Raw genomic sequence first — 26,290 nt, 5'->3', positions numbered from 1 at the left:
TCCATTACTCCACTGTAACACTTTTCGCCAAATTTCTCGGTTTATCCGGATCGAGTTTTCTCAATACTGCTACATTGTATGAAAACAATTGTATTACCGGCGCCATTACTAATGGATATAATGCTTCATGTGCCTCTGGTATCATTATATATTCATTCGTTAATTGTTTTATTTCTTCGTTTTTTTCTGTTGTTATTGCTATTATATTTGCATTTCTTGCTCTTGATTCCATTAGGTTTGATTTCATCTTTTCATATAATGAATCCCTTGGTATTATTGCAAATACGGGAAATTGTTCATCTAATAATGCTATTGGTCCATGTTTTAATTCTCCTGCCTGATATCCCGCTGCGTGTATGTAACTGATTTCTTTTAACTTTAATGCTCCTTCTAATGCTGTTGGATATCCAAAGCCCCTTCCTATATACATCATATGTTGATAATTTGCATATTCTCTTGCTAATTCTTTTATTTTTTCGTTTAGTTTTAATACTTCTTTATATATTTCTGGCATCTTTTCTATACCTTTTAATATCTCTTTTATTTCTTCATTTATTCCTTCTGTTAGTTCTATTATTTTTGCTCCTAATGCATATAATATTCCTATTTGCGCTGTGTATGTCTTTGTCGCCGCTACTCCTATTTCCGGTCCTGTGTTCATATATATTGCTCCATGTGACTCTCTTGGTATTGTTGAACCGTATACATTACTTATTGTTATTACTTTTGCTCCTTTTTCTTTTGCTATTCTTATTCCTTCTAATGTATCTATTGTTTCTCCTGATTGTGATATTGCAAGTACTAATGTGTTTTTATCTACATGTGGATTCATATACCTAAATTCTGATGCAACTTCTATATCTACATTTATTTTTGAATATCTGTTCATGAAATATTTAAAGGTTAATCCTGCATGATAACTTGTTCCACAGGCTACTATAAATATCTTCTTTAATTCATTTTTTATAAATTCTTTTAGATTATCTATTTCTGATATTATCGGTTCGCCATTTTTTATCCTTCCAGTTATTGCTGATTTTAATGCTTCTGGTTGTTCATTTATTTCTTTTAACATAAAGTGATCATATCCACCTTTTTCTGCTGCCTGTTCGTCCCAATCTATATGTACTGATTTTTTTTCTATTTTTTCACCATTTATATTATAAAACTCTATTTCCCCAGGTTCCAATACCGCCATTTCATTGTCATTCATAAAATATACATCTTTCGTATATTTTATTATTGGTGTTATATCTGATGCTAATAATGCATAATCTTCATTATACGCTACCACCAATGGACTTCCTTTTCTTACTGAAACTATTTTCTTTTCATCGATATGTATTACTCCTATTGCATATGCTCCATCTAATCTTTTTATTGTCTTCAATACCGCCTTGAATAAATCTCCTTCATAATATTCTTCTACTAAATGCGCTATTACTTCTGTGTCTGTTTCTGATTTAAAATTATGTCCTTTTTCTATTAACTCTTTCCTCAACTCTTGAAAGTTTTCTATTATTCCATTATGCACTAACGCTATTTTACCTGTACAATCTGTATGCGGATGTGCATTTAACTCTGTGACTCCTCCATGCGTTGCCCATCTTGTATGTGCAATTCCTATCTTTATTTCTTTTTCCATTTCATTGTTCAACTCTTCCCTTAAATTTGCTATCTTTCCTGTAGTTTTTATCAATTCTACATGATTATTTTGTGAAAATGCTATCCCCGCTGAATCATAGCCTCTGTACTCTAATTTTTGTAATCCATTAACTATATCTTTTACCTTTACTTCTTTTTTCCCTACCAATCCCACAATTCCACACATTGTATTTACCTCCTACAATAATTCTTTTATCCTATCAATTATCTTTTCTTCAACTGCCTTATTTGCAACTTTAAGAGCATTCGAAATTGCTTCACTATCAGATGAACCATGAGCTTTTACAAGAATCCCATTGATTCCAAGAAAAAATGTTCCACCATATTGTCTATAATCAAGGCTTGATTTTAAACCTTTTAATGATTTTTTCATTAAAAGTGCTCCCAACTTAGCAAATATTCCACCATTAGAAATTTTTTCTTTTAATTCAGAAAGAATATAATATGCAGTTCCTTCTATTGTTTTTAATGTATTGTTTCCTGTAAAACCATCTGTAACAATAACGTCTATTTCTTTTTCAAAAATATCTCTTCCTTCAACAAATCCTGTATAATTTATATTTTTGTCATTCTTAAGGTATTCTGCAGCTTCTTTTACAAGTTTTGTGCCTTTACTTTCCTCAGTTCCTATATTTAATATATGTATTTTTGGTTCTTTTATGCCAAGAAATTTTGCAAAAGCTATTCCTTCTTTTGCAAGAGATATAAAATGAGCAGGTTTTAATTCAGCATTAGCTCCTCCATCAACTAATACTCTTGGTTTACCGCCTTTACCAGGTAATGGTATAACTAAAGCGGGTCTATCTATACCTTTAATTCTACCTGTAACAAATGTTCCTGCTGCAAGCAGCGCGCCCGTACTACCTGCACTTACAAACGCATCTAATTGACTATTTTTCATCATTTCTGTCCCTATATAAATAGAACTATTTTTCAACCTTAAAACTTCTGTTGGTTTTGTATGATTATCTACAACATTTTCTGCTTTGATAAATTTAATTCTCGAATGTAAATCTTGTGGTATCTTTTTTCTTAAACCTTCTTCTCCCCAATTAAATACAATTCTTCAATAAAATTGTTTTTTAATGCAAAAATCGCGCCCTCTAAATTCGATCTGGGCGCGTTATCTCCTCCAAATAAATCCAAGCCGATTCTGGCTTTTTCAGGCATTATTATTCACCTATTTCCAAAATTTGCTTTCCATTATAGTATCCACAATTTAAACATACTCTATGGGGAGTTTTGGTTCTCCACAATTAGGACATTTTGTAACATTCACCTTTATTGCTTTGTATAAATTTGCTGCTCTTCTTCTGTGTGTTCTTGCTCTTGATGTTTTTTGCTTAGGTACAGCCATTTATAATCCCTCCTAAAATTTATTATTTTTCATCATTAAATATATCCAATAATTTTTCAAACCTTGGATCTATATATTCTTCCTCATGTTTATGATCTGGATTTTCATTCAAATCTATTCCACAGATCGGACATAATCCCTTACAATCTTTTTTACATAATGGTTTATCTGGAATTTCCATCAATATGGATTCGATAATCCTATCTGTAATATCCACTTTGTTTTCTGAAAAGAAAATTATATTATCCAGGGACTCCAGCTTTTCACTTTTTGTATATAAATCAAAAAATCTTTTATTTATATAATAAGCTTCAATCTCACCTTTTATTTTTTCATTATATTTTTTTAAGCATCTTGAACAAACTAATTCCACAATAGTTTCAACTTTTCCTCTCAAAATAAAACCTTCGGAATTTTTTTCTATTTCAAATTCTATATCTACCGGAGAAACTATATTGAATATTCCTTCAGGTGTATCTATCTCTTGCCATTCTAACTTAAAGGCAAAAGACTCCTTTTCCTCAATCTTATCTAAATCATATATCAATTTAGTATCTCTTAATTTATCATTAGACATGTAAAACACCTCGCGCTTTATTTTACGACAATATTTTTTAATATATAACAAGACTATGTTAATTTTCTGTTATTTTTTCCAAATTCACCATTGCTTTTTTAAAATCCTCTGGAATAGGAGCTATAAACTCCATCCATTCATTAGTTCTAGGATGAAATAACCCTAATTTTAATGCATGCAACATCTGTCTTTCAATACCATACTTATAATCTTCTGATGACCTCCCATATACATCGTCACCTAATAACGGATGTCCTATATATTTAAAATGAACCCTGATCTGATGAGTTCTTCCTGTTTTTAAATTAATCCAGGCTAATGAAGCCTTCTCTCTGAATTCTTTTATTATTCTATATAATGTAACCGATTCTTTTCCACCTGGAACAACCGCCATTTTTATTTTAATTTTTGGATGTCTGGCTAATGGAGCATTTATTTCTCCATGTTTATTTTTTAAAATACCTTTTACCAAAGCTATATAAGTTTTTTTTGTTTTTCTATCTTTAAATTGCTTACTTAAAGATTGATGAGCCAAATCATTTTTAGCTACAACAATTGCCCCGGAAGTATTCTTATCAAGTCTATGAACTATACCTGGCCTTAATTCTCCACCTATTCCTTGCAAATCATTGCAATGGTATAACAAAGCATTTACCAATGTACCAGTTACTTTATTTACAACAGGATGAACTATCATAAAAGGTGGTTTATTTATTACTATTATATCTTTATCCTCGTAAATAATATTCAATGGTATATCTTCTGGTAAAACTTCTATTGAAGGTGGTTTATCAGGAACTTCTATTGTTATTATTTCACCATTTTTTATTTTATAAGATGGTTTTTTCAGACTACCATTTACTATTATCTGACCCTGCTTAATTGCTTTTTGAACATAACTTCTGGAAATCCATTCTGGCACTTTTTCAACCACAAATTTATCCAATCTCCAACCATTTTCTCTATTCGTAACTAAAAAGTTTTCTTCCACGGATCATTGCTCCTTTTTAAATAATAAATAGCCAAAAGGATTCCTCCTACAGTTACAAAAGAATCTGCAACATTAAAAACAGAGAAATATTTAACGCTAAACATATCAACAACATATTCAATTCTTACTCTATCATATATATTCCCAAGAGCACCACCTATTATAAAAACAGTTGATAAATCAAACAAAAAAGACTTGTGTTGTTTAAGATGAATTTTTCTATATATATATATTATTGTAACCACAAAAGTTGCAATAATTCCCATAATAAACGGATGTCCTTGAAATATTCCAAATGCTATTCCCGTATTAGTTACATAAGATAGGGTTAAAAAATCCCCTATAATATGTATAGTTTTTCCCATTAAATATTCTTGAGCCAATTTTTTTGATATTTGATCAAGCACTAATATAAATGGAATCAGCCAATCCAAATTAATCACTCACTTTTTGATAAAAGAAAGGTTCTATTACTTCCAATCCTAAACTCTTATAATTAAATATCCTTTCTGTTGATCCAACAAATAGTACGCCACCTTTTCTCAAAGAATTGGCAAAGTTTTTGTATAACTTATTTTTAGCATCCATATCAAAATAAATAACCACATTTCTACATGAAATTAAATCTATATCATTTTCAAATTTATCCATTAAAAGATTATGTTGTTTAAATATTACCCTACTTTTTACATGAGATAAAACTTCATAAGAATCATTATTTACTTTTCTAAAATATTTTTTTCTTATATCTTCAGGTACATTAACCATAGATCTTTCTGAATAGATTCCTCTTTTTGCCTTTTGTAATACAAATTTATCCAGATCTGTAGCAAGTACTTTTATATTTTTTGGTGCTCTCAATTCCTCCAGAATTATCGCATGAGTATAAGGTTCTTCACCAGTAGAACAACCAGCACTCCATATTTTTGTTTTCGTATTTCTTTCTTTTAATATCCGTGGTAAAATATGTTTTTTTAAATAATCCCATTTTTCTGGATTTCTAAAGAATTCTGTAACATTAATGGTTAGTTTATCCAAAAATTCATCCCATAATTTACTATTTTTTTTCAGATCATCAAAATATGTTTTATAATCTTTATAAGAATATTTTCTCATTAACATATCGATTCTTCTTCTAACCCTATGCTGTTTATAACCTCTTAAATCAAGCTGAAAATGTCTGGCTATATTATCCAACAACCACACATATTCTCTGTCATCATAAGGTGAAGAATATAAACTTTTTTCATTCATAATTGTTCCTCCTAAAAATTGATATTAAATTTTATTCCATACTTTTTATTTGAATTAATAACAAAATATATATTATCTTGTATTATTGGCAAAGTCATTTCAAATTCGTTCTCTACTTTTTTAAAAAATCACTTCTTATTATATCTGTCTTATTTTTAAAATCAAGATACAAATTTATATCTTTACTCAATATTTCTACAAAAATTTTATTTTTTGATATTGTAATTATACCAATATTTGCAAAAGTTAAAAAAAAACCATAATCATCTTTTTTACTCAACGTATCTATGAAAAAACCTATTTTTACTTTATTGCCCAAATAATAGCCAAATGATGTTTCAGAAAAATCATATAAATTTATCCAATAAAAATAATTACTAAAGTTTTTCTTTAAATTTATTCCAACCATCCCATTTGAAACAATGTAAGATACGGGATATTTAAAAAATATATTTTCAAAGGAAATTAAAAACGATTTGTTTGACCAAATAAAATAATTCGGATCATTAAAATTTTTTTCTTTATATTTATAATTTATACTAAACCCTGGCTGATAAAATTTTAAATAATTTAAAATTTCATCTATACTGGAAACTTTAATATAATCTTTATTTTCTGGTTTTATTATAGCATAAAAAGAAACATTAGCAACATACAAATTTGTTGCTTCAAAATCAAAATTATAATTTATTTTTAGGTCACCGTTATTTGAGTATGTAAAAAAAAGATTATTCGAAAAAATTATAAATGATAAATTCAAAAATAGCATTAAAAGCAAGAAAGTTTTTTTCATTAAATCACCTTAAAAACAAGGGGCAAATAGCCCTTTGAATTACATATTTTGTGCTAATCTCTCCATTTCTTCGTCATCTATTTCAAAATTGGCGAATACTTCTTGAATATCATCACTATCTTCCAATGCATCAAGTAATTTCAATAATTTTTCTGCATCTGAACCTGCAATTTTAACTGTTGTTTTTGGTATATATGTTAATGTTGCTTTTACAGAATATCCCATATCTTTCAATGTATCTCTAACCTGGGCCATATCATCTGGAGAAGCTATTACCTGTATTTCTTCATCTTCAATTACATCTTCAGCACCAGCATCAAGAGCAACCATCATAAATTCGTCTAAATCAGCTATTTCTGATTTTGGAACAATTATCATAGCTTTTCTTTCAAAATTCCATGCAACTGCTCCACTTTCTGCTAAACTACCACCGTGCTTTGAAAGGATGTGTCTTACCTCCTGGGCAGCTCTATTTTTATTATCTGTTAAAGCTCTCATTATTATCGCAACCCTGCTGGTCCATATCCTTCATACATTATTTCTACATATGAATCTGCATCTGTTCCTCCTGCACCTTTCTTTATAGCAGCTTCAATCTTATCTTTCGGCATATTTGCTTCTTTTGCTTTTTCAATAGCAGTTCTTAACCTCGGATTTGATTCAGGATCTGCTCCACCTTCTTTAGCAGCAACAGTTAATTCTCTGATAAGTTTAGTAAATATTTTTGACCTTTTTGCATCCTGCGCTGCTTTTCTATGCTTTATATTTGCCCACTTGTTATGACCTGACATAATAAAATACCTCCTTTAAAATCATTTTGATTTTATTATCATTATTGTTGTATCATCATGTTGAGATGCTTTTCCCACAAATTTATCTAATTCATTTATTATTGTTTTAATAATTTCTTTTGAACTCATATCTCTTGTCTCTTCAAATATTTTTATTAATCTTTCTAGCTCAAATTCATCTCCAGTTTCATTTCTTGCTTCCGTTACCCCATCTGTATATAAAGCAATATTTATATTATTTTCATAATTTAATTTTTGACTTTCAAAAACAAACCCTTCCATAATTCCAATCGGCATATATTCAGCCTCAAAAGACATTAACTCCCATCTTTCAAAATTAATGTCGGATTATGACCACAATTTATCATTTCAATATTTTTATTCTTATAATCTAACATTATAAAAATTGAAGTAACGAATCTGTCCTGTGGAATTTCTTTAGAAATATAATCGTTCAAATTCGAAACAATTGTTGTTAAATCATGTTCTTTTTCTATTTCATGCCTTAATATCGACCTAAACGAAGTCATTATTAAAGCAGCAGGAACACTTTTACCAGAAACGTCTGCCAGAACAAGAAAAACTTTTTCTCCTAAATCAACAACATCATAATAATCTCCACCAATATCATATGCAGGCCTATAAAATGCTTCTATATCAACACTTTCAAATTGCGGTATTTTTTTTGGTAACAGAGATTTCTGTATTTCAGAAGCTATTCTTAATTGTTCTCCTAATTTTTCCTGTTCTATTTTTTTGTTTAAAAAGTCAAGAGTATCATAACTAAAAGCAATTTGCTCAGAAATAGATTCCATTATTTTTCTATTTCCAGCTGTAAATATACCTTTTTTTGAACCATAAAAAAGAAAAAAACCCCATATTTTTATTCTTGATTCTATGGGTACAAACATAATAGGGATTTCCTCATTGGTTAAAGGATTTCTTTCAAATATCAATGGTTTTACCTTATTTGACTCGTTTAAATAGTCAATAAATTGCACTGTTTTCTCAAAATCCAGAGAGTTAAAATCCGCATGTAAAATCTTAAAATCCTTCCTTGGTGGAAAATCAGAAAATTCTCCAACAACTATATCATCATAAGTAATTATATCTTTTATTCTCTCCAGAATGCTCTCCATTGAGGTTCTAGGATCCAGTGTTTCATGAAGAATTTTCCCTATATCAAGAACCGCTGTTAATTCTTCATATAGTTTCGATAATTCTTCAACCTGAGCTTCTAATTGAAGTGAAAACTCTTCTAACTGCATTCTATAATTTTCACTTTCGATAAATAATTCTTCTATTAAAATCTTTACCCTATTCTTAATTTCTTCAAGATCTTTAGGTTCATCCTTATAATATTTAATTTTATCGTTTAATTCCCGATAAATCTCCAATCCATATTCGGTGGCCTTATCCATTTACTCCCACCGCCTGTTTTATAATATCCACAATATTCTTTGGGCTAAAAGGTTTTGTCGCAACCTTAAAAGCGCCAAGAGAAAGGGCTAAGTTTTCATCTTCTTCCCCACCTTTTGCTGTCAAAACTAAAATAGGAATTTTTATATTTTCTTCCTTTAGCATTTTCAAAACCGTAAATCCATCCATTTTTGGCATCATTATATCAAGACAAACTGCATCTGGAACTAATTCTTTTATTTTTTGTAGCCCTTCTTCGCCATCTCTTGCTTCATATACTTCAAAACCCTCTTTTTTAAAATTGAAAGATAATATTTTCCTTAATACATCAGAATCATCTACAATTAAAATTTTCTTGCTCAAGTCAATCCCCCATATCACATCATAAACAATAGGATAAAATATAAAATCTTCCTTAATTTCACTAAACATCTTCCATATATTGTATATTTTATTATATTCCTGTTTATATTTTAACACATAAATTCCATTTTTATTTATTTCATAATCTAAATCCACAAATCTGTTTTTCAAGTCTCCATTAAGAACCTTCTCATTAAATAAAGGAAATAAATTTTCTGATATATAAATTCTAAATGAATAATATTTTATTTTCAACTTATAATTATCTTCCACAGATTTATACTCTATTAATTTGAATCCTTCAGATACATAATTGTTAAAATTTGAAAAACTTTGTATACTTTTAGTACTTAACACAACATAAAGTGCTCTATTAACATAACCAAGTGGAACAGCTTGAGAAATACTTAATTTTGGTTTAGAATGAAACCCTTTTGTATATTCTAAATCTATTCTTGCTCTTCTTAACATTCTTTCTATTTCTTCTAAAGTATCATTATGTGAGATATAAATAGATTTACCAAATTTTTTAAATCTTAAAAGATATTTCAATATCCTCACTCCATTATATGATATAATTAAATTGAACAAAATTTATTATATACTATTTTTATTAAAATCATTTTAAATGGAGGAATAAGCATTGAAATATTTTTTATCAGGACTTCTGGTAATTCTTATTGCTGGAATCACATTATTTAGTTATACGCATAGACTTTTTGTAAAAAAATCTATTTTTTCATTCAATAATAATTATAATACATACCTTTTTTCAAATAACAGTGAAATTTTACCCCCAAAATTCGTATATACAAAATTATCAGATGCACCTATAGATTTATTGTTCACACTATTATGGTCTGAAGATAGAGATTTTTTTGGACATCCTGGTTTCAATTTAAAAGGATTCACAAGAGCTATTATTACAAATCTAACTAAAGGCACAACATATGGTGGAAGCACCATTACTCAACAGGTTATAAAAAATATATATTTGAGTCAAAAAAGGTTATATCCAGAAAGATTTTAGAAATATTTCTTTCATTTTGGGTTGAACGATATTACACTAAAAACGAAATCTTAGAATCATATATAAATATTGCTTATTTAGGTAATGATATAAATGGTTTTGGTGCTGCAGCAAAAAGATATTTTGGAAAAGATTTAAAAGATCTAAATTTGTCGGAAATTTCCATACTTGTCGGAATTATAAACGCCCCAGAATACTATAATCCATATAAACATCCATTAAGAGCAAAAAAACAGGCATTGATTATTTTAAACTCGTTATTAAACAATCAGTTATTAACCAATAATGATTATAAATTATATACTCAGTATTTAAACAATATAGAATTTAAAAAGCCTTATTTCGATGAAAATAACTTACAGTTACTTCTTGCAATAAAAAACGAAGAATCCAAATTAAATTTAATCGGTGGAGGATATATAGTTAAATCTACAATAGATAGAGACTTATTTGAAACTGTAAAAGATACATGGCAAGCATCTCAAAGTGCTATAATATTAGATAATAAAACTGGTAAAATTATCAGTTTTTTCGGAAGTCAATATGATGTTTTTTATTCATATCGTCAAATTGGTTCGACAATAAAACCATTTTATTATCTATTGGCTCTAAACAAAGGATATAATACAAATACATTATTAATAGATGAACCATTAAAAATTGGAAACTGGGCACCACAAAATTTCGAAAAAACATTTAAAGGGGAAGTCTCTTTAAAAGATGCTCTTATCCATTCAATAAATATTCCCTCAATTCATTTGTTTTTAAGTTTAGAAAATTCACCTCAAAAATCAATTTCTACTGTCGAAAAATTTTTAAAAGATATTGGCATTGAAGGCTTTTATCCCCATGATATAACCTTATCTCTTGGAACCTTAGAAAGTAATGTATTTAATATTGCCAGAGCATTTACAATATTCCCAAATTATGGTCTAATTCCTAAAACTTATATAATAGATGAAATATATGACAAAAATGGAAATTTAATTTATAAAAAAACACCCGAAATAGAAAAAAAGATACAAACCATAAAAAATGAATCTTATAGTATAATGAATAATCTTTTAGAGAGTGTTGTTTCTGAAGGAACAGCTAAAAACCTTTTCCCAGTAAAAAAGGAATTTTATGGAAAAACTGGAACTGCTGAGTATTCAGTGTGGTTTTCAGGTTATGATGGTAAAATTTCCATTTCAACAAGAAAAGATGGAAAATTCTTATTATCAACTACACATGCGATCCCTATAGCACGAAAAATTTTAAATATTTATTATTCTTATATTCCTCTAACAAAAGTTCCTAAATTCTTTTTTTATTCTAATAATATTTCAAATACTTCTTTTGAAAATTTTATATCGAATAATTTTAATAAAAAAGAATTATTTTTTAGTAAAAAAAACTATATAAAGAATATACAAAATTATGAATTTTTATTCCCTGACTTATTTCTAAAGTATTATGACTATGATGATAATAAAAATTCATCTTTTCAACTATTTGAATTTGACAAATCTAACATAAAGAAATTTAAAAATTCTTTAGATTTAGGAGAAAAAAATACATATAATATATATATTAGAGAAAAATTCTTTATGGATTATTATTTTCCTGATTTATACATTGCTATCAATAAATAGAAGGTGCTAATATGAAAGATTTTTTTAATCCTGGCGAAATACTATTAAAAGAAAATGAAATTTATAACTTTTGTTATTATATTATTTCTGGAAAAGTTAATACCTCCCTTAAAAACAGAGAATTGAGTTCTGGAGAATTTATTGGTGTGATGAGTTTTATAACAGGAAAGCCTTTATTAGAAAGTTATATTGCAAATACAAAAGTAGAAGTACTTAAAATAGATAAAAACAGCATTTCAAAAATATTAGAAGAAAAAGAATTTTCATTATTCATTGAACATGTGGGTAAATTATATATAAATCTATTTTTTAAAAGTTTATTTGGAGTTACACCCAATATTTATGAACTTTTAATTTCAAAAGCTATGGTAACAAACAGAAAAGATCTTATTGAAGATATGCAACTTGACGAAACAGATGTACTATTAGCAGAGTTAGACCAAATCTTAAATGCTGGAGAAATATTTGAATCTGAGCTCCCAGAAGATCCTGAAATAGCTACAGAAAGCTTTAAATCACTATTTAATAAAGAAAATATTGATCTGGCGGGTATAATAGTTTTCACAACAAATTATATACGAAAAAATGCTGATAACAGTCAACTTTGCGAAGACTTGATATATGGATTTGAGAAATCCATAGAAATAGAAGATAGAGCTCTGGTAAAATATTTTTTATATTTATCCTGTATCTATTGCAATGATTCCAAAAGAATTAAAGAAGTTCTTGAAGAATATCTGGAAATATTAAGATTTTGGGGAATTCCAGCATGGGGAGAAATGATGATAAGAATTGAAAATTATGACTCATTTCTAAATATATTTAATAAAAAAAATGTTGGTGATAAAAATGAAATGTGAATTAATAACAAACCTTTCAAAAGATATAAAAGAAATTGCTTATATCCAAACCGGACTCGTTATTTCTACATTAAAATATGAAGAAAAGGAAAAACTAGGACAGGTATTTTGTGAAGGTGATTATTTTGGCCTTGACTCTTTAGTTTTTGGAATTAACTTAATTGATTATTATGCAGTTGGAAAAACTCGTTTCAAAAAAGAATCTTATCAACTTTTTACTGAACTTTTAAAAGATAAAGATTATTACGACAAATTCTTTTTAAACCTCAAAATTACGTTTCTTGAAATAGCTTCATTTATGAAAAAAAGAGAAGAAGAAATATTATTGTTAAATTTGAGAAAAATATATAATAGGAGTCCTCAGATAAAAGGACTTCCAAAAGACTTTATATTAAATTATATTTCTATAGATAAAATTAACTCTTTATTAGAAAGCAACGTTATTGTGGAAGATGAAGAATTTTTTTATTATAATCCTAAGTAAAACGAACATATTTCAATATTATCCTTTTACATGAACTCTAATAAAGAATAATCTGAAAAAAATGACATTGAAATTTTTTTCATTTTTGAGTTAAACTAAAGAATGAATATAAAATAAGGATGGTGAACTATCTTGGGAACTATGAAGGCCATTGTAAAAAAATTTCCAGGAAAAGGATTTGTATTAGATGATGTAGAAATACCAACAATCAAAGAACCAAATGAAGTTAAAGTAAAAGTTTTAAACGCATCTATCTGTGGAACAGACCTTCACATCTGGAAATGGGATGAATGGTCACAGGAAAGAATTAAAACCCCGCAAATTGACGGACATGAATTTGTGGGTGAAGTTGTAGAAGTTGGTCCGATGGTTAAAGGTTTAAAACCTGGCGATATTGTAGCCTCCGAAACACATATCCCATGTGGAGTATGTAAACAGTGTAAAACAGGAAAAATGCACGTTTGTAAAAATATGAAGATTTTAGGTGTGGATAGAGATGGTGTGTTTGCAGAATATGTTGTTGTTCCAGAAATTGTATTATGGAAATTAGATCCATCAATTCCCAAAGAATATGCATCAGTTATGGAACCATTAGGAAATGCTATTCATACCGTAACAGCAGTGGATTTAAGAGGAAAAACAGTTTTAATCACAGGGGCTGGCCCAATCGGTGCAATTGCAGTTCAGGTTGCAAAAATTTCCGGTGCTGCTACTATAATTGTTAGTGAAGTTTCAGAATATAGAATAAATATGGCAAAAGAAATGGGAGCTGATTACATTATAAATCCTTCAGAAAAGAATTTAGTTGAGGAAGTTATGAAATTAACAAATAATGATGGAGCTGATGTTTTATTAGAAATGTCAGGTAATCCAAACGCATTAAATGATGGAATTGAAGCTTTAACAAATGGTGGAGAAGCTGCTATTTTAGGAGTTTTTCCAACAAATCCTGTTCCTTTTGTAATGAATACCGCAGTATTTAAAAATATCACCATTCATTGTATAACTGGAAGAAAGATGTTTGAAACATGGCAAATAGCTTCAGAATGGTTAAGGACAAAAAGGATAGATTTATCAAAATTGATTACTCATGTTATTCCAATGGAAGAATTTGAAAAAGGATTTGAACTTATGAATTCGAAAAAAAGCGGAAAAATTGTACTAAAAATTTCAGAATAAGGGGAATATTATGAATTTTTACGAACAATTAGTTTCTGAAATGAACGAATTAAAAACAAACGGTCTTTTTGTTACTATTAGAACATTAAACGGTGCTCAAGGCGCATGGTTTGAAGTTGATGGAAAAAAGGTATTAAACTTATGTTCAAATAACTATCTTGGCTTTGCAAACAATGAAAGGCTTAAAAAAGCTGCTATCGAAGCTGTTGAAAAATATGGTGTTGGTCCAGGTGCTGTCAGAAGTATAGCCGGAACAATGGATATTCACCATCAATTAGAAAAGGAGCTTGCTGAATTCAAAAAACAGAGGCAACTTTAGTTGTTCAATCTGGATTTAATGCTAATCAAGCTGTTATACCTGCAATTACTACAGCAGAAGATGCTATCCTATCTGATGAATTAAATCATGCCAGTATAATAGATGGTGTAAGACTGTCAAAAGCCAAAAAATATGTTTGGAAACACAAAGATGTTAAAGACCTTGAAGAAAAATTAAAAGAAGCTAAAAATAATGGTGCTCGAAGACTCTTAATTATAACAGATGGTGTATTTAGTATGGATGGTGATTTAGCTCCTTTACCCGAAATTGTTGAAGTAGCAGAAAAATATGGTGCTATTGTAATGGTTGATGATGCCCATGGCGAAGGTGTTCTTGGTGAAAGTGGTAGAGGTATAGTAGATCATTTCCATTTGCATGGTCGTGTTGATATTGAAGTTGGAACTTTATCAAAAGCTTTTGGTGTTGTTGGTGGATTTATCGCTGGAAAAAAGGAATTAATCGACTATTTAAAACAAAAAGCCAGACCTTTCTTATTTAGTAGTTCTTTATCTCCTGCTGAAACTGGCGCTGCATTAGAAGCAGTTAGAATATTGACAGAAAGCGGAGAAGTGGTAAAAAAATTATGGATAATGCAAAATATTTCAAAGATAAATTAAATGCTTTAGGCTTTGATACATGGCATAGTGAAACACCAATAACTCCAGTAATGTTATATGATGCAAAAGTTGCTAAAGAATTTAGCTTAAAGTTATTTGAAGAAGGAATTTTTGCTCAATCAATAGGATATCCAACAGTCCCTAAAGGATTAGCAAGAATTAGAGTTATGATTAGTGCTGCACATACAAAAGAAGATTTAGATTTTGCAGTAGAAAAATTTGAAAAAATAGGGAAAGAATTAAATATTATAAAATAAAAAAGTGGCCCATTTTGACAAAATGGGCCACTTTTGTAATAACTTATTATCTTATTTTTTTCAATATAAGAAAGCGATACATAACTAACGACGAAAGACGTTATTGTAAATAGCAGCATTATATACAAATCTTTACTTACCATTGAAAGATTATAATTCAATAAGGCCACTTTTCTTAAAGAATCTATGGAATATTTTATGGGTAATGCGTATGACCATTTATACCATATAGAGTCTTTTGGAATTGAAATTAGCACATCACCAAATAGAATCATTGTACCCATAAATATAGCTAATAAAAACGTTGTAGTTCTTGTAGTTTTTGAAATGGATGCAATTAATAATCCAAATGTTGCAAACATAAAAACATTTAAAACTATTAAAATCATCATATTTATTTCTCCACCTGAGAAATTACTTCCAAAATGTCTGAATACATAAAATGTAATAATACTCGAAACAAGCCCAAAATAACATATGTAAAAAGCTTATATAATGAAAATTCCCAGATTTTTAACCCATTTGCTCTGTATATATCCAATAATCCATTCTCCCGAGTTTGTGAAATAGAAATCCCTATACCTCCCATTGAGAAAATTAATATTAAAACAAGAATAGCTGAAGGAGCTAACATGTCCTGAAAGTCCAGAGATGCATTTTTTATATTTTTCAAACTTCCATCTTTTATATTGGGAATTTGTATCTCAATATCTGGAGGATTTCTCTTTTTATCAACTGAAATTCCTCCTTTTAAAAGAAATTGAGTTGTAGATCCCGCTGAAATTTCAGGTATTCCTGATAATTCATTAAATAAAGCTTTTACAACTGTATAAATTGCTACACTACTATCCAGATCATTGGGATTTGGCACTAAAATTAACTTTGTATCTTTATAATTTTTTAAATCATTCATAAAACCTTTCGGTATTATTAAAATTGAATCGAATTCGTTATCTTTTACAGCTTTTACTAACTCATTTTTAGATGTTATCTGAACTGCATCTTTCCATTTAAAAAATTGACTTAAAAAAAGAAAACCAAATCTACCTAAAAAAGAATTATCTTCATTGTATACAGCTATTTTATAATCAGATAACATATTTTCTGGAAACAAATTAGAACCCATATACGACAATAATACAGGAATAATAATTAATGATAATAAAAATCCTTTATTCCTAAAAATTTTTAAAAGTTCATATTTCATCAATGACAATATTTTCATTCCCTCACCTCTATCTTTTTTAAATCTTTATATATTTTATCAAAAAAATTAAATTGTTCAAAATTTTTTATGGTATAATTAGGAAGAATATAAAGAAGGAGGTACAAAAATGAATCTTCATAATCTTACTGTTGTTGAGCATCCTTTAATAAAACATAAACTTACCATTATGAGAAGTAAAGATACTGGTCCAAAAGAATTTAGAGAACTTTTGAAAGAAATAACCTTATTATTAACCTATGAAGCTACCCGAAATTTACCAACTATTGAAATCGAGGTAGAAACACCTATTCAACATACTACCGGTGAAATGGTGGAGGATAAAAAAATAACCATAGTTCCTATTTTACGCGCAGGGTTAGGAATGATGGATGGTATTCTCAGCCTCGTTCCTAATGCAAGTATAGGATTTTTAGGTATATATAGAGACCCTGAATCCCTAAAACCTGTTGAGTATTATTTAAAATTCCCACCTTTTAGTGAGAATCATTATGTTTTTATTGTTGATCCGATGTTAGCAACAGGTTTCTCTATTAGATATGCTATAAAAAAAGTAAAAGAATATGGAGTTAAAAATATAATTGTAATGTCCTTACTTGCTGCACCAGAAGGAGTTAAAAATATTAATGAAGAATATCCTGATGTAAAAATATTTACCGCTGCACTCGATGAAAAATTAAATGATCACGCTTATATAATACCTGGGTTGGGTGATGCAGGAGACAGATTATTCAGAACAAAATAAAAATTAAAACAGAGACCATAATTTTTATGGTCTCTATTATTCTTCTATACCCAATAGTGCATTACAATAAACTTTAGGATCAAAAATTTGCAAGTCGTCTGCTTTTTCTCCAACACCAATTAGTTTAATAGGAATACCTATTTCCTGATTTATAGCAAAAGCTATTCCACCTTTTGCAGTACCATCTAATTTCGTAATCACTATACCACTTAAATCAATAGCTTCCTTAAAAACCTGAGCTTGAATTATTCCATTTTGCCCTGTTGTCCCATCCAACACCAGTAACGTTTCATGTGGAGCATCAGGAATTACTTTTTGAATTACCCTTTTTATTTTTTTCAATTCTTCCATCAAATTACTTTTAGTGTGTAATCTTCCTGCCGTATCAATAATAACAACATCCCTATTTTTAGCAACTGCATGATTTAAAGCATCATAAGCCACAGCCGCAGCATCTGAACCATGTGAATGTGCAATTACATCGATGTTTAATCTATTTCCCCATTCTTTTAATTGCTCAATAGCTGCTGCCCTGAATGTATCTCCTGCAGCAAATACAACATCATTACCTTTTTCTTTATAAATTTTTCCCAATTTTGCTATAGTAGTGGTTTTTCCTGTACCATTCACTCCTACTACTAAAATAACGAAGGGTTTTTTATTTGGATTAAATTCCAAAGGTCTGTTTTCAAGATGCTCTACCATAATATCCCTTAAAAGTAAAAGTGGGTCTTCATTTTTTTCTTTTTTATATCTCTCCTTTAATTTTTTCAATATATCCTGTGTAGCTTCAACACCAACATCTGATAAAATCATTATTTCTTCAAGCTCTTCCAAAACATCATCATCAAGGTTTCTTCCAGAGAATAATGTTTTGATATTTCCAAAAAATTTATCTCTTGTTTTTTTCAATCCTTTAGCTATTTTATTAAAAAATCCCATCTTCAACCTCCTGCCTAATTTTTACATTTATTTTCACAACATATATTTTATCATTAATTACCATAATTTCAAAATTTTCTATTTATCAGAATATAAAATTTAATATGTTATATTTGGAAAATTTGCAATGAAATGGTAAAATAATCTTAGCAGTATTAAGATATAAAAGAGGTGTAAAAAATGGGAGACTTTTGGGAAGATTCTACCACCTGTCCTTTATGCGGAAGAGCTTTTAATTACACTAAAATTAAATATGACAGTATTAGAATTGAAAAATATGATGATGATTTAAAACCCATTTTTAAGGGACCAAATCCACAAAATTTTTCTATTTTAACCTGTCCAAAATGCGGATTTACATTCTTCTCCGAAGATACTGATTTATTAAAAAAAGTTTCTAAAGAAACAAAAAAAGAATTAAAAGATTATTTAAAAAGAGCTCGTAACAAATTAGGAAGAATTGATAACTCCAAAAATAAAGACATAGATTTTTTAAAAAAACAATATGCTCTTGCAGGAATAATATATAAAATCCTTAACAAACCTGGAAATGTTGCCAAAAGTTTAATCAGACTTGCCTGGATTTTCAGGGATGAGGATAAAATAATGGAAGAACTAAAATTATTAATTTCTGCTGTAAAAATATTAGAAGAAAATTTTAAAAACCTGAATTCAGACGAAGAATTAATCTTATATTATTTTTTTAAAGGTTATACTAATTTACGTATAGGCAAAAGAAAAGAAGCAAAAGAATTTTTTAACAAACTTATAGGAAGATATAGAAACAGCAAAAACCCTTACATAAAAAAAGCAGAATTTTTGAAAGGTGATTTATAATGAAAAAATACTTTTTTATATTCATACTCATATTTATAATAAATATTTTTTTAAATTCATGTTCTTTATTACAAACACCTACTCCAAATCCAGAAATAGAAAATAGAATAAATAATCTGGAAAGTGAAGTTGCTTCTTTAAAATTAACTTTAAGCAATTATGATCAAACTATTAATGAGTATAAAGATTATATTAATAAAACAAATAAAAAATAAATGATATTTCTAATAATATTATGGTGTTAAAAAACGAAATAAAAAATATATCTTATACACTCAATTCGTCTAATACACATATCCAACAGTTATTAAAAGATTATAATTCTGAATTGTCCTCTATAAAAGAATCTTTAGATAATTTAAAAAGTAAAGTTTCTGAATTTGAAAAAAGAAAAGACGATAAATTTTATACAGAAATATTAAATACTATTGAAACCAGGATAAAAAATATCGAAGATAATATACAAATTTTAAATAATGAAACGGTAAAAAAAGATGAATTATCATTAATTACAAAAAATTTTATTACTGAAGATTCGACAATTTTTACAGATAATAGAAATTATATGGATTCAAAAATTCAATATTTAGATAAGCAGTTTAAAGAATCGATAAACACCATAAATCAAAACATTTCTTCTTTAAACTCAAGTATAACAACTGTTCAAAATTCAATGAATGATTATTATGCTGAATTTCTTAGGTTTAAACAAAATAATAATGAGAACTTTTCAAATATTAATGTTCGTATTTCCGATTTAGATAAACGTTTAACTACTCTGAATCAAAATAACGAAATATTGGACACAAGATTAAAAGATTTAAGTACAGATTTATATAAAATCACCCTCAGTTCTACTGAAATTAAAAATTTTATTGATAAATCCGTTAAAACAAACATTGATAATTTACTAAAAACAGTAAATTCATTAGACAAAATCTGGCAAATAAATTTTGAAACACTTGAAAATGATCTGGATTCTTTAAAAAATGATTACTCTAAATTCAAAGAAAATACATCTGGAATTATAAGTGAAGAAAATCTGAAAAAATATGTCTATGAATCTGTTGAAACTGAAACTCAAAGAGAAGTTGCAAAACTGTTTTATAAAACAAAAAGTGAAGAATTGCTTAAAATTAAAAGTCTTGAAGAAAAACTGGGTAGTATAGATAAAACAATAGGTAACCTGAAAAATTCTTTTGAATTATTATCTTCAAGACCAATAAACACTTTTGATGAAAAATATAAAACGAAATTAGAGGAACTTGAAAGGGAATTAACCAATGCTTTAATTTCTTTTTCAAATGCAGAAATTAAAAATTTATTTGGTTCTGGTGATCAAATTATTTATAAAATAAAACCTGGCGATACTTTAAGTCAGATTGCAATAGCTTTTGGTTTAGGTTATAATGGTATCGATCTAATAAAAGTAGCAAATAATATAGACGATCCAAGAACTATTAGAGTTGGACAAAAAATCATCATTCCTGTTAATAATATTGAAAAGTTTCTAAACTGGCCCTTAAGTTATACTACACCTGCAAATTATGAAAGAATAGTTATTAGATTTGGAGATAGAATCTCAACAGGTGTATCTGTAGGTCTTGGAATATTACCATTAAAAAATGAAACAGTTAAACCTGCATTACTGGAAGAATATTAGAAGCAGGAAAATCATCTAATAATAGTTATTACATTAAAATCGACCATGGGAATGGTGTTGTTACTGTTTATTCCAATTTAGTATCTATTAATATAAAAGAAGGAAAATGGGTAGATTCAGAAACTATCCTGGGAAATGTTAAAAAAGATAAGTTATTTAATTTTGAAATATGGAAAAATGGCGAACCTAAAGATCCTATGAGATTATTTTTCAAATATATTGGTAATTTCAAAGCAACATTTTATACCGAATGGGATGATAAAATAATTTATTATCCAGCATTCAGGTTGACAAAATCTCAAAATGTCCCCAGACCATGGGTTACGGTAGCTGCAGATCCAAAATATTTACCATTAGGAACTGTTGTATATATACCAGAATTTAGGAACTCTCCAAATTTCGGTTTTTTCGAGATTGAGGATATAGGTTCAAAGATTATAGGTAATCGTTTAGATATATATATTAATGATGTAAGACTTGCTCAAAATACACAAAATGTAAGTGTTTATGTTGTTGGTAAAAAAAATAGGAGGTAAAATTATGGATTAACTGTTAAAAGTAGTTACGCTCTGAGGGCTCTATATGAACTTGCGATTCTTCATAAAAATGGTGTTGAAAGAGTTTCTATAAATGAATTGTCTTCAAAACAAAAAATACCTAAGGATTTTTTAGAAAAGATTTTTAGCGAATTAAGGGAATACGGAATAGTTGATTCTGTAAGAGGAAGATATGGTGGTTATGCTCTAAGCAAAAAACCTGAAAATTTAAAACTAAGTGAAATTATTTATATACTTGATAAGCCTTTTCAATCATATGAATGTGTTGTTACTGGAAAATGTGAAACATTAGGTTCAGAATGTGCTGTTGGATATATATGGAAAAAGGTAAACACTATTTTAATGCAGGAACTTTCTAAAATAACGCTTGCTGAATTAGTGAAATTAGGAGAAAAATTGGAATTAATGGGAGGAAATACTGTTGAAGAAAAAATTAATAATGCTAATGAGCGGGGAGTTGACAGTTCAGTTGCTGCTTATTTAGCTAAAGAGATGGGATACGAGATTATAGGAGTACATTTTAAAACTATTCCTGACGAAGTTTTTTTAAAAATACCTGAAAAGAAAAAAATTTGCTGTAGTCCTTCTGATACATATGATGCTTTAAGAATCGCCAATAAACTCGGTTTTGAATTAAAAGTTATAAAAATATATGAAAAATTTAAAAATAAAATAATTGATTATTTTATCAATGAATATAAAAAAGGTTATACACCAAATCCCTGTATGTTATGTAATAAATATTTCAAATTTGGACTTGCAGTGGAGTTACTCAAGGAATTTAATGCTGATTTTGTTGCCTCTGGTCATTATGCTATAAGAGAATATTCGGAAAAATATAATACAGATGTTATAAAAAAAGGTATTGATAATTCCAAAGACCAATCATATTTTTTAGCTTATATTGATAAAAAATATATATCTAAAATATTATTTCCCAATGGAAATTATACAAAAGAAGAAATAAGAAAAATCGCGGAAAAATTGGATTTAAATATAGCCAAGAAAGTAGATAGTCAAGAGTTGTGCTTTATTCCTGATAATGATTATAGACGTTTTTTAAAAGACAATAATATTAATATATCTAACGGGGAAGTATTAGATTTAGAAGGTAATGTTATTGGTGAACACACTGGTTATATCAATTACACCATAGGACAAAGAACAGGTATTAAATATTTTAAAAATCCAAATATAAAAATGCATGTATATAAAATAATCCCTGAAAAAAATCAAATCATCGTTGCACCAACAAATAAAGTATATTTTAAAGGTTTAATTGCAACAGATTTTAACTTTTTAGTGGATTTTGAAAAAATTGAGGCAAGATGCAGAATACGAAAAAGAAATGAGGAAAAAGACGCCTTTATTGAAAAAATAGATGAAAATAAAATAAAAGTTATATTTAAAGAACCAATTTTTGCAGTTACACCCGGTCAATTTGCTGTTGTTTATGATAATGAAGGCGTTATATTAGGTGCAGGAAAAATCGAAAAATATCTGGAGGTATAATATGTCAAAAGCCATATATCCCGGTAGTTTTGATCCTATAACGTTTGGTCATCTTAATATAATAAAAAGAGCTACCAAAATATTTGATGAACTTTATGTTGTGGTATTAAATAATATAAATAAAAAATACTTTTTTTCTATTGATGAAAGGATTGAAATTACAAAAGAGTCTTTAAAGAATTTCCCAAATATTAAAGTTGAAAGTTTCAACGGGCTATTAGTAGATTATGCCAAAGAAAAAGGCATTAATGTTATTATTAGAGGATTAAGGGCTGTTTCTGATTTTGAATATGAATTACAACTTGCAAACGCCAATAGATCTTTAAATGAAAATGTAGAAATATTATTTTTAATGACAGATACAGAATTTTCTTTTATATCTTCTACAATTGTAAAGGAAGTTGCTAAATTCGGTGGTAATATTTCACAATGGGTACCTAAAAATGTAGAAAATGCTATAATTAAAAAAATTAGTAATAACAATGTTTAAAAAAGAAAAGTTATTATGTTAAAATTCTTGTGAATTTTAAGAAAATATTAGGAGGGAATTGAAATGGCTATAACTGCTGCTGACGTAAAAAAATTAAGAGATGCAACTGGTGCAGGTATGATGGATTGTAAAAATGCTTTAGTAGAAGCTGATGGCGACTTTGATAAAGCTGTTGAAATTTTAAGAATAAAAGGTGCAGCAAAAGCTGCAAAAAAAGCTAGCAGAAGCACTGGCGAAGGAATTATTTATTCATACATTCATCACAATGAAAAAATTGGTGTTTTACTAGAATTAAATTGTGAAACAGATTTTGTTGCAAGAACAGAAGAATTCCATGAATTAGCTAAACAAATTTCTTTACAAATCGCTTCAATGAGACCAAAATGGTTAAAAAGAGAAGATGTTCCCGAAGAAATTATTGCTAAAGAAAAGGAAATTTATATGGAAGAAATGAAAGAATCAGGAAAACCTGAACATATTATTGAAAAAATTGTAGAAAACAAAATAAACAAATTCTTTGAAGATAATTGTTTATTAGAACAGGAATTTGTATTTGCAGAACAAAAAGGTCAAAAAATAAAAGATCTTATTACTGCAGCTATTGCAAAAATTGGGGAAAATATTCAAGTTTCAAGATTTGCAAGATTTGAAATCGGAGAATAATACAGGGGTGGTTTTTGTCCACCCTTTTTTTAAGGAAAAGGGGAGAAAACATGTATAAAAGAATATTATTAAAACTCAGTGGTGAAGTATTATCTGGTGAAGACAAAAAAGGATTTGATGAAAATGCTCTAGAATATCTTGCTGAAGAAATAAAAGATGTTGTAAAAAATGGAATTAAGTTAGGTATGGTAATTGGAGCAGGAAATTTATTTAGAGGTCGCGAGTTACAAGACGTTACAAATAGTATCGGAGACCATATTGGAATGTTAGGAACTGTTATTAATGCTCTTTATTTAAAAGATTACTTTGAGAAAAAAGGAATTAAGACTGTTGTTGTTTCACAAATAGTAAATTTACCTTCTGTAAGAATTATTCACTACGATGATATAGAATTATATTTCAATGCAGGATATGTAGTAATATTTGCTGGTGGAACTTCAAACCCATTTTTTACTACAGATACCGCAGCTGCATTAAGGGCTGTTGAAATGAAAGCAGATGTTTTAATAAAAGCTACAAAAGTTGATGGAATTTACGACAAAGATCCAAAAAAATTCAAAGATGCTAAAAAATATGATAAAATAACATATGATGATGCTATAAATTTAGGTTTAAAAATAATGGATACTGAGGCTTTCTCTATCTGTAAAAGATATAAAATGCCTATAATAGTTTTAAATTTCTTCAAAAAGGAAAACTTATTAAATGCTATATTAGATAATGGTATTGGTACTTTTGTTAAACCTTAGGGAGGTGGAGAAACATGTGGTATGATGAAATCGTTGCAATAAGCGCAAGAGAAGTTTTAGATTCAAGAGGTAATCCAACTGTTGAAGCAGTTGTAGAATTAGCAAGTGGAGCTATGGGAAAAGCTATTGTTCCTTCAGGTGCTTCAACAGGAAAATTTGAAGCATTAGAATTAAGAGATGGTGATAAATCAAGATTTAAGGGTAAAGGTGTTTTAACAGCTGTAAAAAATATAAATGAAATTATTGCAAAAGAATTAGTAGGTTTCAATGTTTTCGATCAACCATTAATTGACAAAGTAATGTTAGAATTAGATGGAACAGAAAACAAATCCAAATTGGGTGCTAATGCTATTTTAGCGGTTTCTATGGCAGTTGCAAGAGCTGCTGCAGATTCATTAGGAATTCCGCTATACAAATATTTAGGAGGTCCAAACGCAAAAGTTTTACCTGTTCCTTTAATGAATATTGTTAATGGTGGAGAACATGCTGATAATAACTTAGATATTCAAGAATTCATGATTGTTCCAGCTGGATTTAATAAATTCTCAGATGCATTAAGAGCTGGTGCTGAAGTATTCCATTCATTAAAATCATTATTGAAAAAAGAAGGTCATGTTACAGCAGTTGGTGATGAAGGTGGATTTGCCCCAAACTTAAATTCAAATGAAGAAGCTATTCAATTTATTATTAAAGCTATAGAAGATGCTGGATATAAAGCAGGTGAACATGTATTTATCGCATTAGATTGTGCTGCTTCAGAATATTATGACGAAGAAAAGAAAGTATACAACATCGATGGAAAAGAATTATCCGCTGAAGAAGCTATGGATTATTATGAAATGTTAATTGATAAATATCCTATAGTATCCATTGAAGATCCGTTCGATCAGGAAGATTGGGAAGCATATAAGAATTTCACAGCAAAAGTTGGTGGAAAAGTTCAAATTGTTGGCGATGATTTATATGTAACCAATGTAAAAAGATTACAAAAAGGTATTGATATGAAAGCAACAAATTCTATTTTAATTAAATTAAATCAAATTGGTTCAGTTACAGAAACCTTAGATGCTATGGAATTAGCTATGAAATCTAATATGACAAACGTTGTATCTCACAGATCTGGTGAAAGTGAAGATACATTTATTGCTGATTTAGCAGTTGCTATGAATGCTGGATTTATAAAAACAGGTTCATTATCAAGAAGTGAAAGAATTGCAAAATATAATCAATTATTAAGAATTGAAGAAGAATTAGGTGAAGTTGCTGAGTATAAAGGATTAAAAGCTTTTTATTCTTTAAGAAAATAACAAAATAGCC

Annotated in this window: 27 protein-coding genes and 8 pseudogenes; 18 read left to right on the top strand and 17 right to left on the bottom strand. The window is 28.4% G+C overall.

Annotated elements, in window-relative coordinates:
* Nucleotides 1–4: 4 nt before the first annotated feature.
* From glmS to DJ007_RS20550, 14 genes and pseudogenes are all read right to left on the bottom strand, one after another.
* Nucleotides 5–1,831, bottom strand: a complete 1,827-nt coding sequence (gene glmS / locus DJ007_RS12505; protein WP_129409884.1) for a glutamine--fructose-6-phosphate transaminase (isomerizing) — start codon at nt 1,829–1,831, stop codon at nt 5–7.
* 12 nt (nt 1,832–1,843) lie between these two features.
* Nucleotides 1,844–2,656, bottom strand: coding sequence for a phosphate acyltransferase PlsX (gene plsX / locus DJ007_RS12500; protein WP_240739627.1), 813 nt, complete (start codon nt 2,654–2,656; stop codon nt 1,844–1,846).
* 41 nt (nt 2,657–2,697) lie between these two features.
* The gene (locus tag DJ007_RS18270) at nt 2,698–2,835 is read right to left on the bottom strand and encodes a hypothetical protein (RefSeq protein WP_240739609.1); all 138 of its coding nucleotides are present in this window, start codon (nt 2,833–2,835) and stop codon (nt 2,698–2,700) included.
* A gap of 2 nt (nt 2,836–2,837) precedes the next feature.
* A pseudogene (gene rpmF, locus DJ007_RS12495) lies at nt 2,838–3,022 on the bottom strand (50S ribosomal protein L32).
* A 22-nt stretch (nt 3,023–3,044) separates the two neighbouring features.
* The gene (locus tag DJ007_RS12490) at nt 3,045–3,599 is read right to left on the bottom strand and encodes a YceD family protein (RefSeq protein WP_129409883.1); all 555 of its coding nucleotides are present in this window, start codon (nt 3,597–3,599) and stop codon (nt 3,045–3,047) included.
* Between the two features lie 58 nt (nt 3,600–3,657).
* A complete protein-coding gene (locus DJ007_RS12485) occupies nt 3,658–4,590 on the bottom strand; it encodes an RluA family pseudouridine synthase (protein ID WP_129409882.1) in 933 nt (310 codons plus the stop codon).
* Nucleotides 4,572–5,024, bottom strand: a complete 453-nt coding sequence (lspA, locus tag DJ007_RS12480; protein WP_165974171.1) for a signal peptidase II — start codon at nt 5,022–5,024, stop codon at nt 4,572–4,574. Before lspA ends, DJ007_RS12485 begins: the two co-directional genes overlap by 19 nt.
* 1 nt (nt 5,025) lies before the next feature.
* Nucleotides 5,026–5,844 carry a CheR family methyltransferase gene (locus tag DJ007_RS12475; RefSeq protein WP_129409880.1) on the bottom strand — a complete coding sequence of 273 codons (819 nt, stop codon included), beginning with the start codon at nt 5,842–5,844 and terminating at the stop codon, nt 5,026–5,028.
* A gap of 112 nt (nt 5,845–5,956) precedes the next feature.
* Nucleotides 5,957–6,637, bottom strand: a complete 681-nt coding sequence (locus DJ007_RS12470; RefSeq protein ID WP_129409879.1) for a hypothetical protein — start codon at nt 6,635–6,637, stop codon at nt 5,957–5,959.
* A gap of 39 nt (nt 6,638–6,676) precedes the next feature.
* Nucleotides 6,677–7,428: pseudogene (locus tag DJ007_RS12465) on the bottom strand (YebC/PmpR family DNA-binding transcriptional regulator).
* A 21-nt stretch (nt 7,429–7,449) separates the two neighbouring features.
* A complete protein-coding gene (locus tag DJ007_RS19440) occupies nt 7,450–7,746 on the bottom strand; it encodes a PP2C family protein-serine/threonine phosphatase (protein WP_129409878.1) in 297 nt (98 codons plus the stop codon).
* Nucleotides 7,746–8,849 carry a GAF domain-containing SpoIIE family protein phosphatase gene (locus DJ007_RS19435; protein ID WP_129409877.1) on the bottom strand — a complete coding sequence of 368 codons (1,104 nt, stop codon included), beginning with the start codon at nt 8,847–8,849 and terminating at the stop codon, nt 7,746–7,748. Before DJ007_RS19435 ends, DJ007_RS19440 begins: the two co-directional genes overlap by 1 nt.
* On the bottom strand, nt 8,842–9,210 hold the full coding sequence (locus tag DJ007_RS20555; protein ID WP_368359885.1) for a response regulator transcription factor: 369 nt from the start codon (nt 9,208–9,210) through the stop codon (nt 8,842–8,844). Before DJ007_RS20555 ends, DJ007_RS19435 begins: the two co-directional genes overlap by 8 nt.
* A gap of 63 nt (nt 9,211–9,273) precedes the next feature.
* Nucleotides 9,274–9,771, bottom strand: a pseudogene (locus DJ007_RS20550) (TIGR03936 family radical SAM-associated protein); the annotation flags it as partial.
* Nucleotides 9,772–9,853: 82 nt separating this feature from the next.
* Between DJ007_RS20550 and DJ007_RS12445 the strand changes: the two are divergent.
* The 6 genes and pseudogenes from DJ007_RS12445 to DJ007_RS12420 form a co-directional block, all read left to right on the top strand.
* Nucleotides 9,854–10,437: pseudogene (locus DJ007_RS12445) on the top strand (transglycosylase domain-containing protein); the annotation flags it as partial.
* Between the two features lie 42 nt (nt 10,438–10,479).
* Complete coding sequence (locus DJ007_RS12440) at nt 10,480–11,874, top strand: penicillin-binding transpeptidase domain-containing protein (protein ID WP_368359884.1); 1,395 nt, start codon at nt 10,480–10,482, stop codon at nt 11,872–11,874.
* Nucleotides 11,875–11,885: 11 nt separating this feature from the next.
* The gene (locus DJ007_RS12435) at nt 11,886–12,734 is read left to right on the top strand and encodes a cyclic nucleotide-binding domain-containing protein (protein WP_129409873.1); all 849 of its coding nucleotides are present in this window, start codon (nt 11,886–11,888) and stop codon (nt 12,732–12,734) included.
* Nucleotides 12,724–13,218: a hypothetical protein gene (locus DJ007_RS12430; RefSeq protein WP_129409872.1), complete on the top strand. Its 495-nt coding sequence runs from the start codon at nt 12,724–12,726 to the stop codon at nt 13,216–13,218. Before DJ007_RS12435 ends, DJ007_RS12430 begins: the two co-directional genes overlap by 11 nt.
* 141 nt (nt 13,219–13,359) lie before the next feature.
* Nucleotides 13,360–14,397, top strand: coding sequence for an L-threonine 3-dehydrogenase (gene tdh / locus DJ007_RS12425; RefSeq protein ID WP_129409971.1), 1,038 nt, complete (start codon nt 13,360–13,362; stop codon nt 14,395–14,397).
* Between the two features lie 10 nt (nt 14,398–14,407).
* Nucleotides 14,408–15,590 (top strand): annotated as a pseudogene (locus DJ007_RS12420) (glycine C-acetyltransferase).
* Nucleotides 15,591–15,817: 227 nt separating this feature from the next.
* Here the strand turns inward: DJ007_RS12420 and DJ007_RS20545 are convergent.
* A pseudogene (locus DJ007_RS20545) lies at nt 15,818–16,039 on the bottom strand (hypothetical protein); the annotation flags it as partial.
* The gene (locus tag DJ007_RS12410; protein ID WP_129409871.1) at nt 15,985–16,815 is read right to left on the bottom strand and encodes an ABC transporter permease; all 831 of its coding nucleotides are present in this window, start codon (nt 16,813–16,815) and stop codon (nt 15,985–15,987) included. The pseudogene DJ007_RS20545 and the gene DJ007_RS12410, both read right to left, overlap by 55 nt.
* A gap of 109 nt (nt 16,816–16,924) precedes the next feature.
* Between DJ007_RS12410 and upp the strand changes: the two genes are divergently transcribed.
* Nucleotides 16,925–17,560, top strand: coding sequence for a uracil phosphoribosyltransferase (upp, locus tag DJ007_RS12405; RefSeq protein ID WP_129409870.1), 636 nt, complete (start codon nt 16,925–16,927; stop codon nt 17,558–17,560).
* A gap of 36 nt (nt 17,561–17,596) precedes the next feature.
* Here the strand turns inward: upp and ftsY are convergent, their stop codons facing one another.
* On the bottom strand, nt 17,597–18,502 hold the full coding sequence (gene ftsY / locus DJ007_RS12400; protein WP_129409869.1) for a signal recognition particle-docking protein FtsY: 906 nt from the start codon (nt 18,500–18,502) through the stop codon (nt 17,597–17,599).
* 180 nt (nt 18,503–18,682) lie between these two features.
* Between ftsY and DJ007_RS12395 the strand changes: the two genes are divergently transcribed.
* The 11 genes and pseudogenes from DJ007_RS12395 to eno all read left to right on the top strand — a co-directional run bounded on the left by DJ007_RS12395 (nt 18,683) and on the right by eno (nt 26,280).
* Nucleotides 18,683–19,339 (top strand): DUF2225 domain-containing protein, encoded by a 657-nt coding sequence (locus tag DJ007_RS12395; RefSeq protein ID WP_129409868.1) that lies wholly within the window; start codon nt 18,683–18,685, stop codon nt 19,337–19,339.
* A complete protein-coding gene (locus DJ007_RS12390) occupies nt 19,339–19,554 on the top strand; it encodes a hypothetical protein (RefSeq protein ID WP_129409867.1) in 216 nt (71 codons plus the stop codon). The genes DJ007_RS12395 and DJ007_RS12390 overlap by 1 nt, the downstream gene beginning before the upstream one ends.
* Nucleotides 19,555–19,574: 20 nt before the next feature.
* Nucleotides 19,575–21,002: a LysM peptidoglycan-binding domain-containing protein gene (locus tag DJ007_RS12385; RefSeq protein WP_129409866.1), complete on the top strand. Its 1,428-nt coding sequence runs from the start codon at nt 19,575–19,577 to the stop codon at nt 21,000–21,002.
* A pseudogene (locus tag DJ007_RS20540) lies at nt 20,984–21,139 on the top strand (M23 family metallopeptidase); the annotation flags it as partial. The gene DJ007_RS12385 and the pseudogene DJ007_RS20540, both read left to right, overlap by 19 nt.
* Nucleotides 21,140–21,199: 60 nt before the next feature.
* Nucleotides 21,200–21,538 (top strand): 3D domain-containing protein, encoded by a 339-nt coding sequence (locus DJ007_RS12375; RefSeq protein ID WP_129409865.1) that lies wholly within the window; start codon nt 21,200–21,202, stop codon nt 21,536–21,538.
* Between the two features lie 21 nt (nt 21,539–21,559).
* Nucleotides 21,560–21,931: pseudogene (locus tag DJ007_RS19425) on the top strand (RrF2 family transcriptional regulator); the annotation flags it as partial.
* Nucleotides 21,932–21,964: 33 nt separating this feature from the next.
* A complete protein-coding gene (mnmA, locus tag DJ007_RS12370) occupies nt 21,965–23,071 on the top strand; it encodes a tRNA 2-thiouridine(34) synthase MnmA (RefSeq protein ID WP_368359882.1) in 1,107 nt (368 codons plus the stop codon).
* A gap of 1 nt (nt 23,072) precedes the next feature.
* Nucleotides 23,073–23,561: a pantetheine-phosphate adenylyltransferase gene (gene coaD, locus DJ007_RS12365; protein ID WP_129409863.1), complete on the top strand. Its 489-nt coding sequence runs from the start codon at nt 23,073–23,075 to the stop codon at nt 23,559–23,561.
* A 63-nt stretch (nt 23,562–23,624) separates the two neighbouring features.
* Nucleotides 23,625–24,224, top strand: coding sequence for a translation elongation factor Ts (gene tsf / locus DJ007_RS12360; RefSeq protein ID WP_129409862.1), 600 nt, complete (start codon nt 23,625–23,627; stop codon nt 24,222–24,224).
* Between the two features lie 50 nt (nt 24,225–24,274).
* Complete coding sequence (gene pyrH / locus DJ007_RS12355) at nt 24,275–24,973, top strand: UMP kinase (protein WP_129409861.1); 699 nt, start codon at nt 24,275–24,277, stop codon at nt 24,971–24,973.
* Between the two features lie 14 nt (nt 24,974–24,987).
* Nucleotides 24,988–26,280: a phosphopyruvate hydratase gene (gene eno / locus DJ007_RS12350; protein ID WP_129409860.1), complete on the top strand. Its 1,293-nt coding sequence runs from the start codon at nt 24,988–24,990 to the stop codon at nt 26,278–26,280.
* Nucleotides 26,281–26,290: the final 10 nt, after the last annotated feature.

Origin of the sequence: Marinitoga lauensis, from assembly GCF_004135675.1 — a bacterium.
Classification (GTDB): domain Bacteria; phylum Thermotogota; class Thermotogae; order Petrotogales; family Petrotogaceae; genus Marinitoga; species Marinitoga lauensis.
Note: the sequence above shows the minus strand (reverse complement) of the source record. Positions and strands in the feature narration are given on the sequence as shown.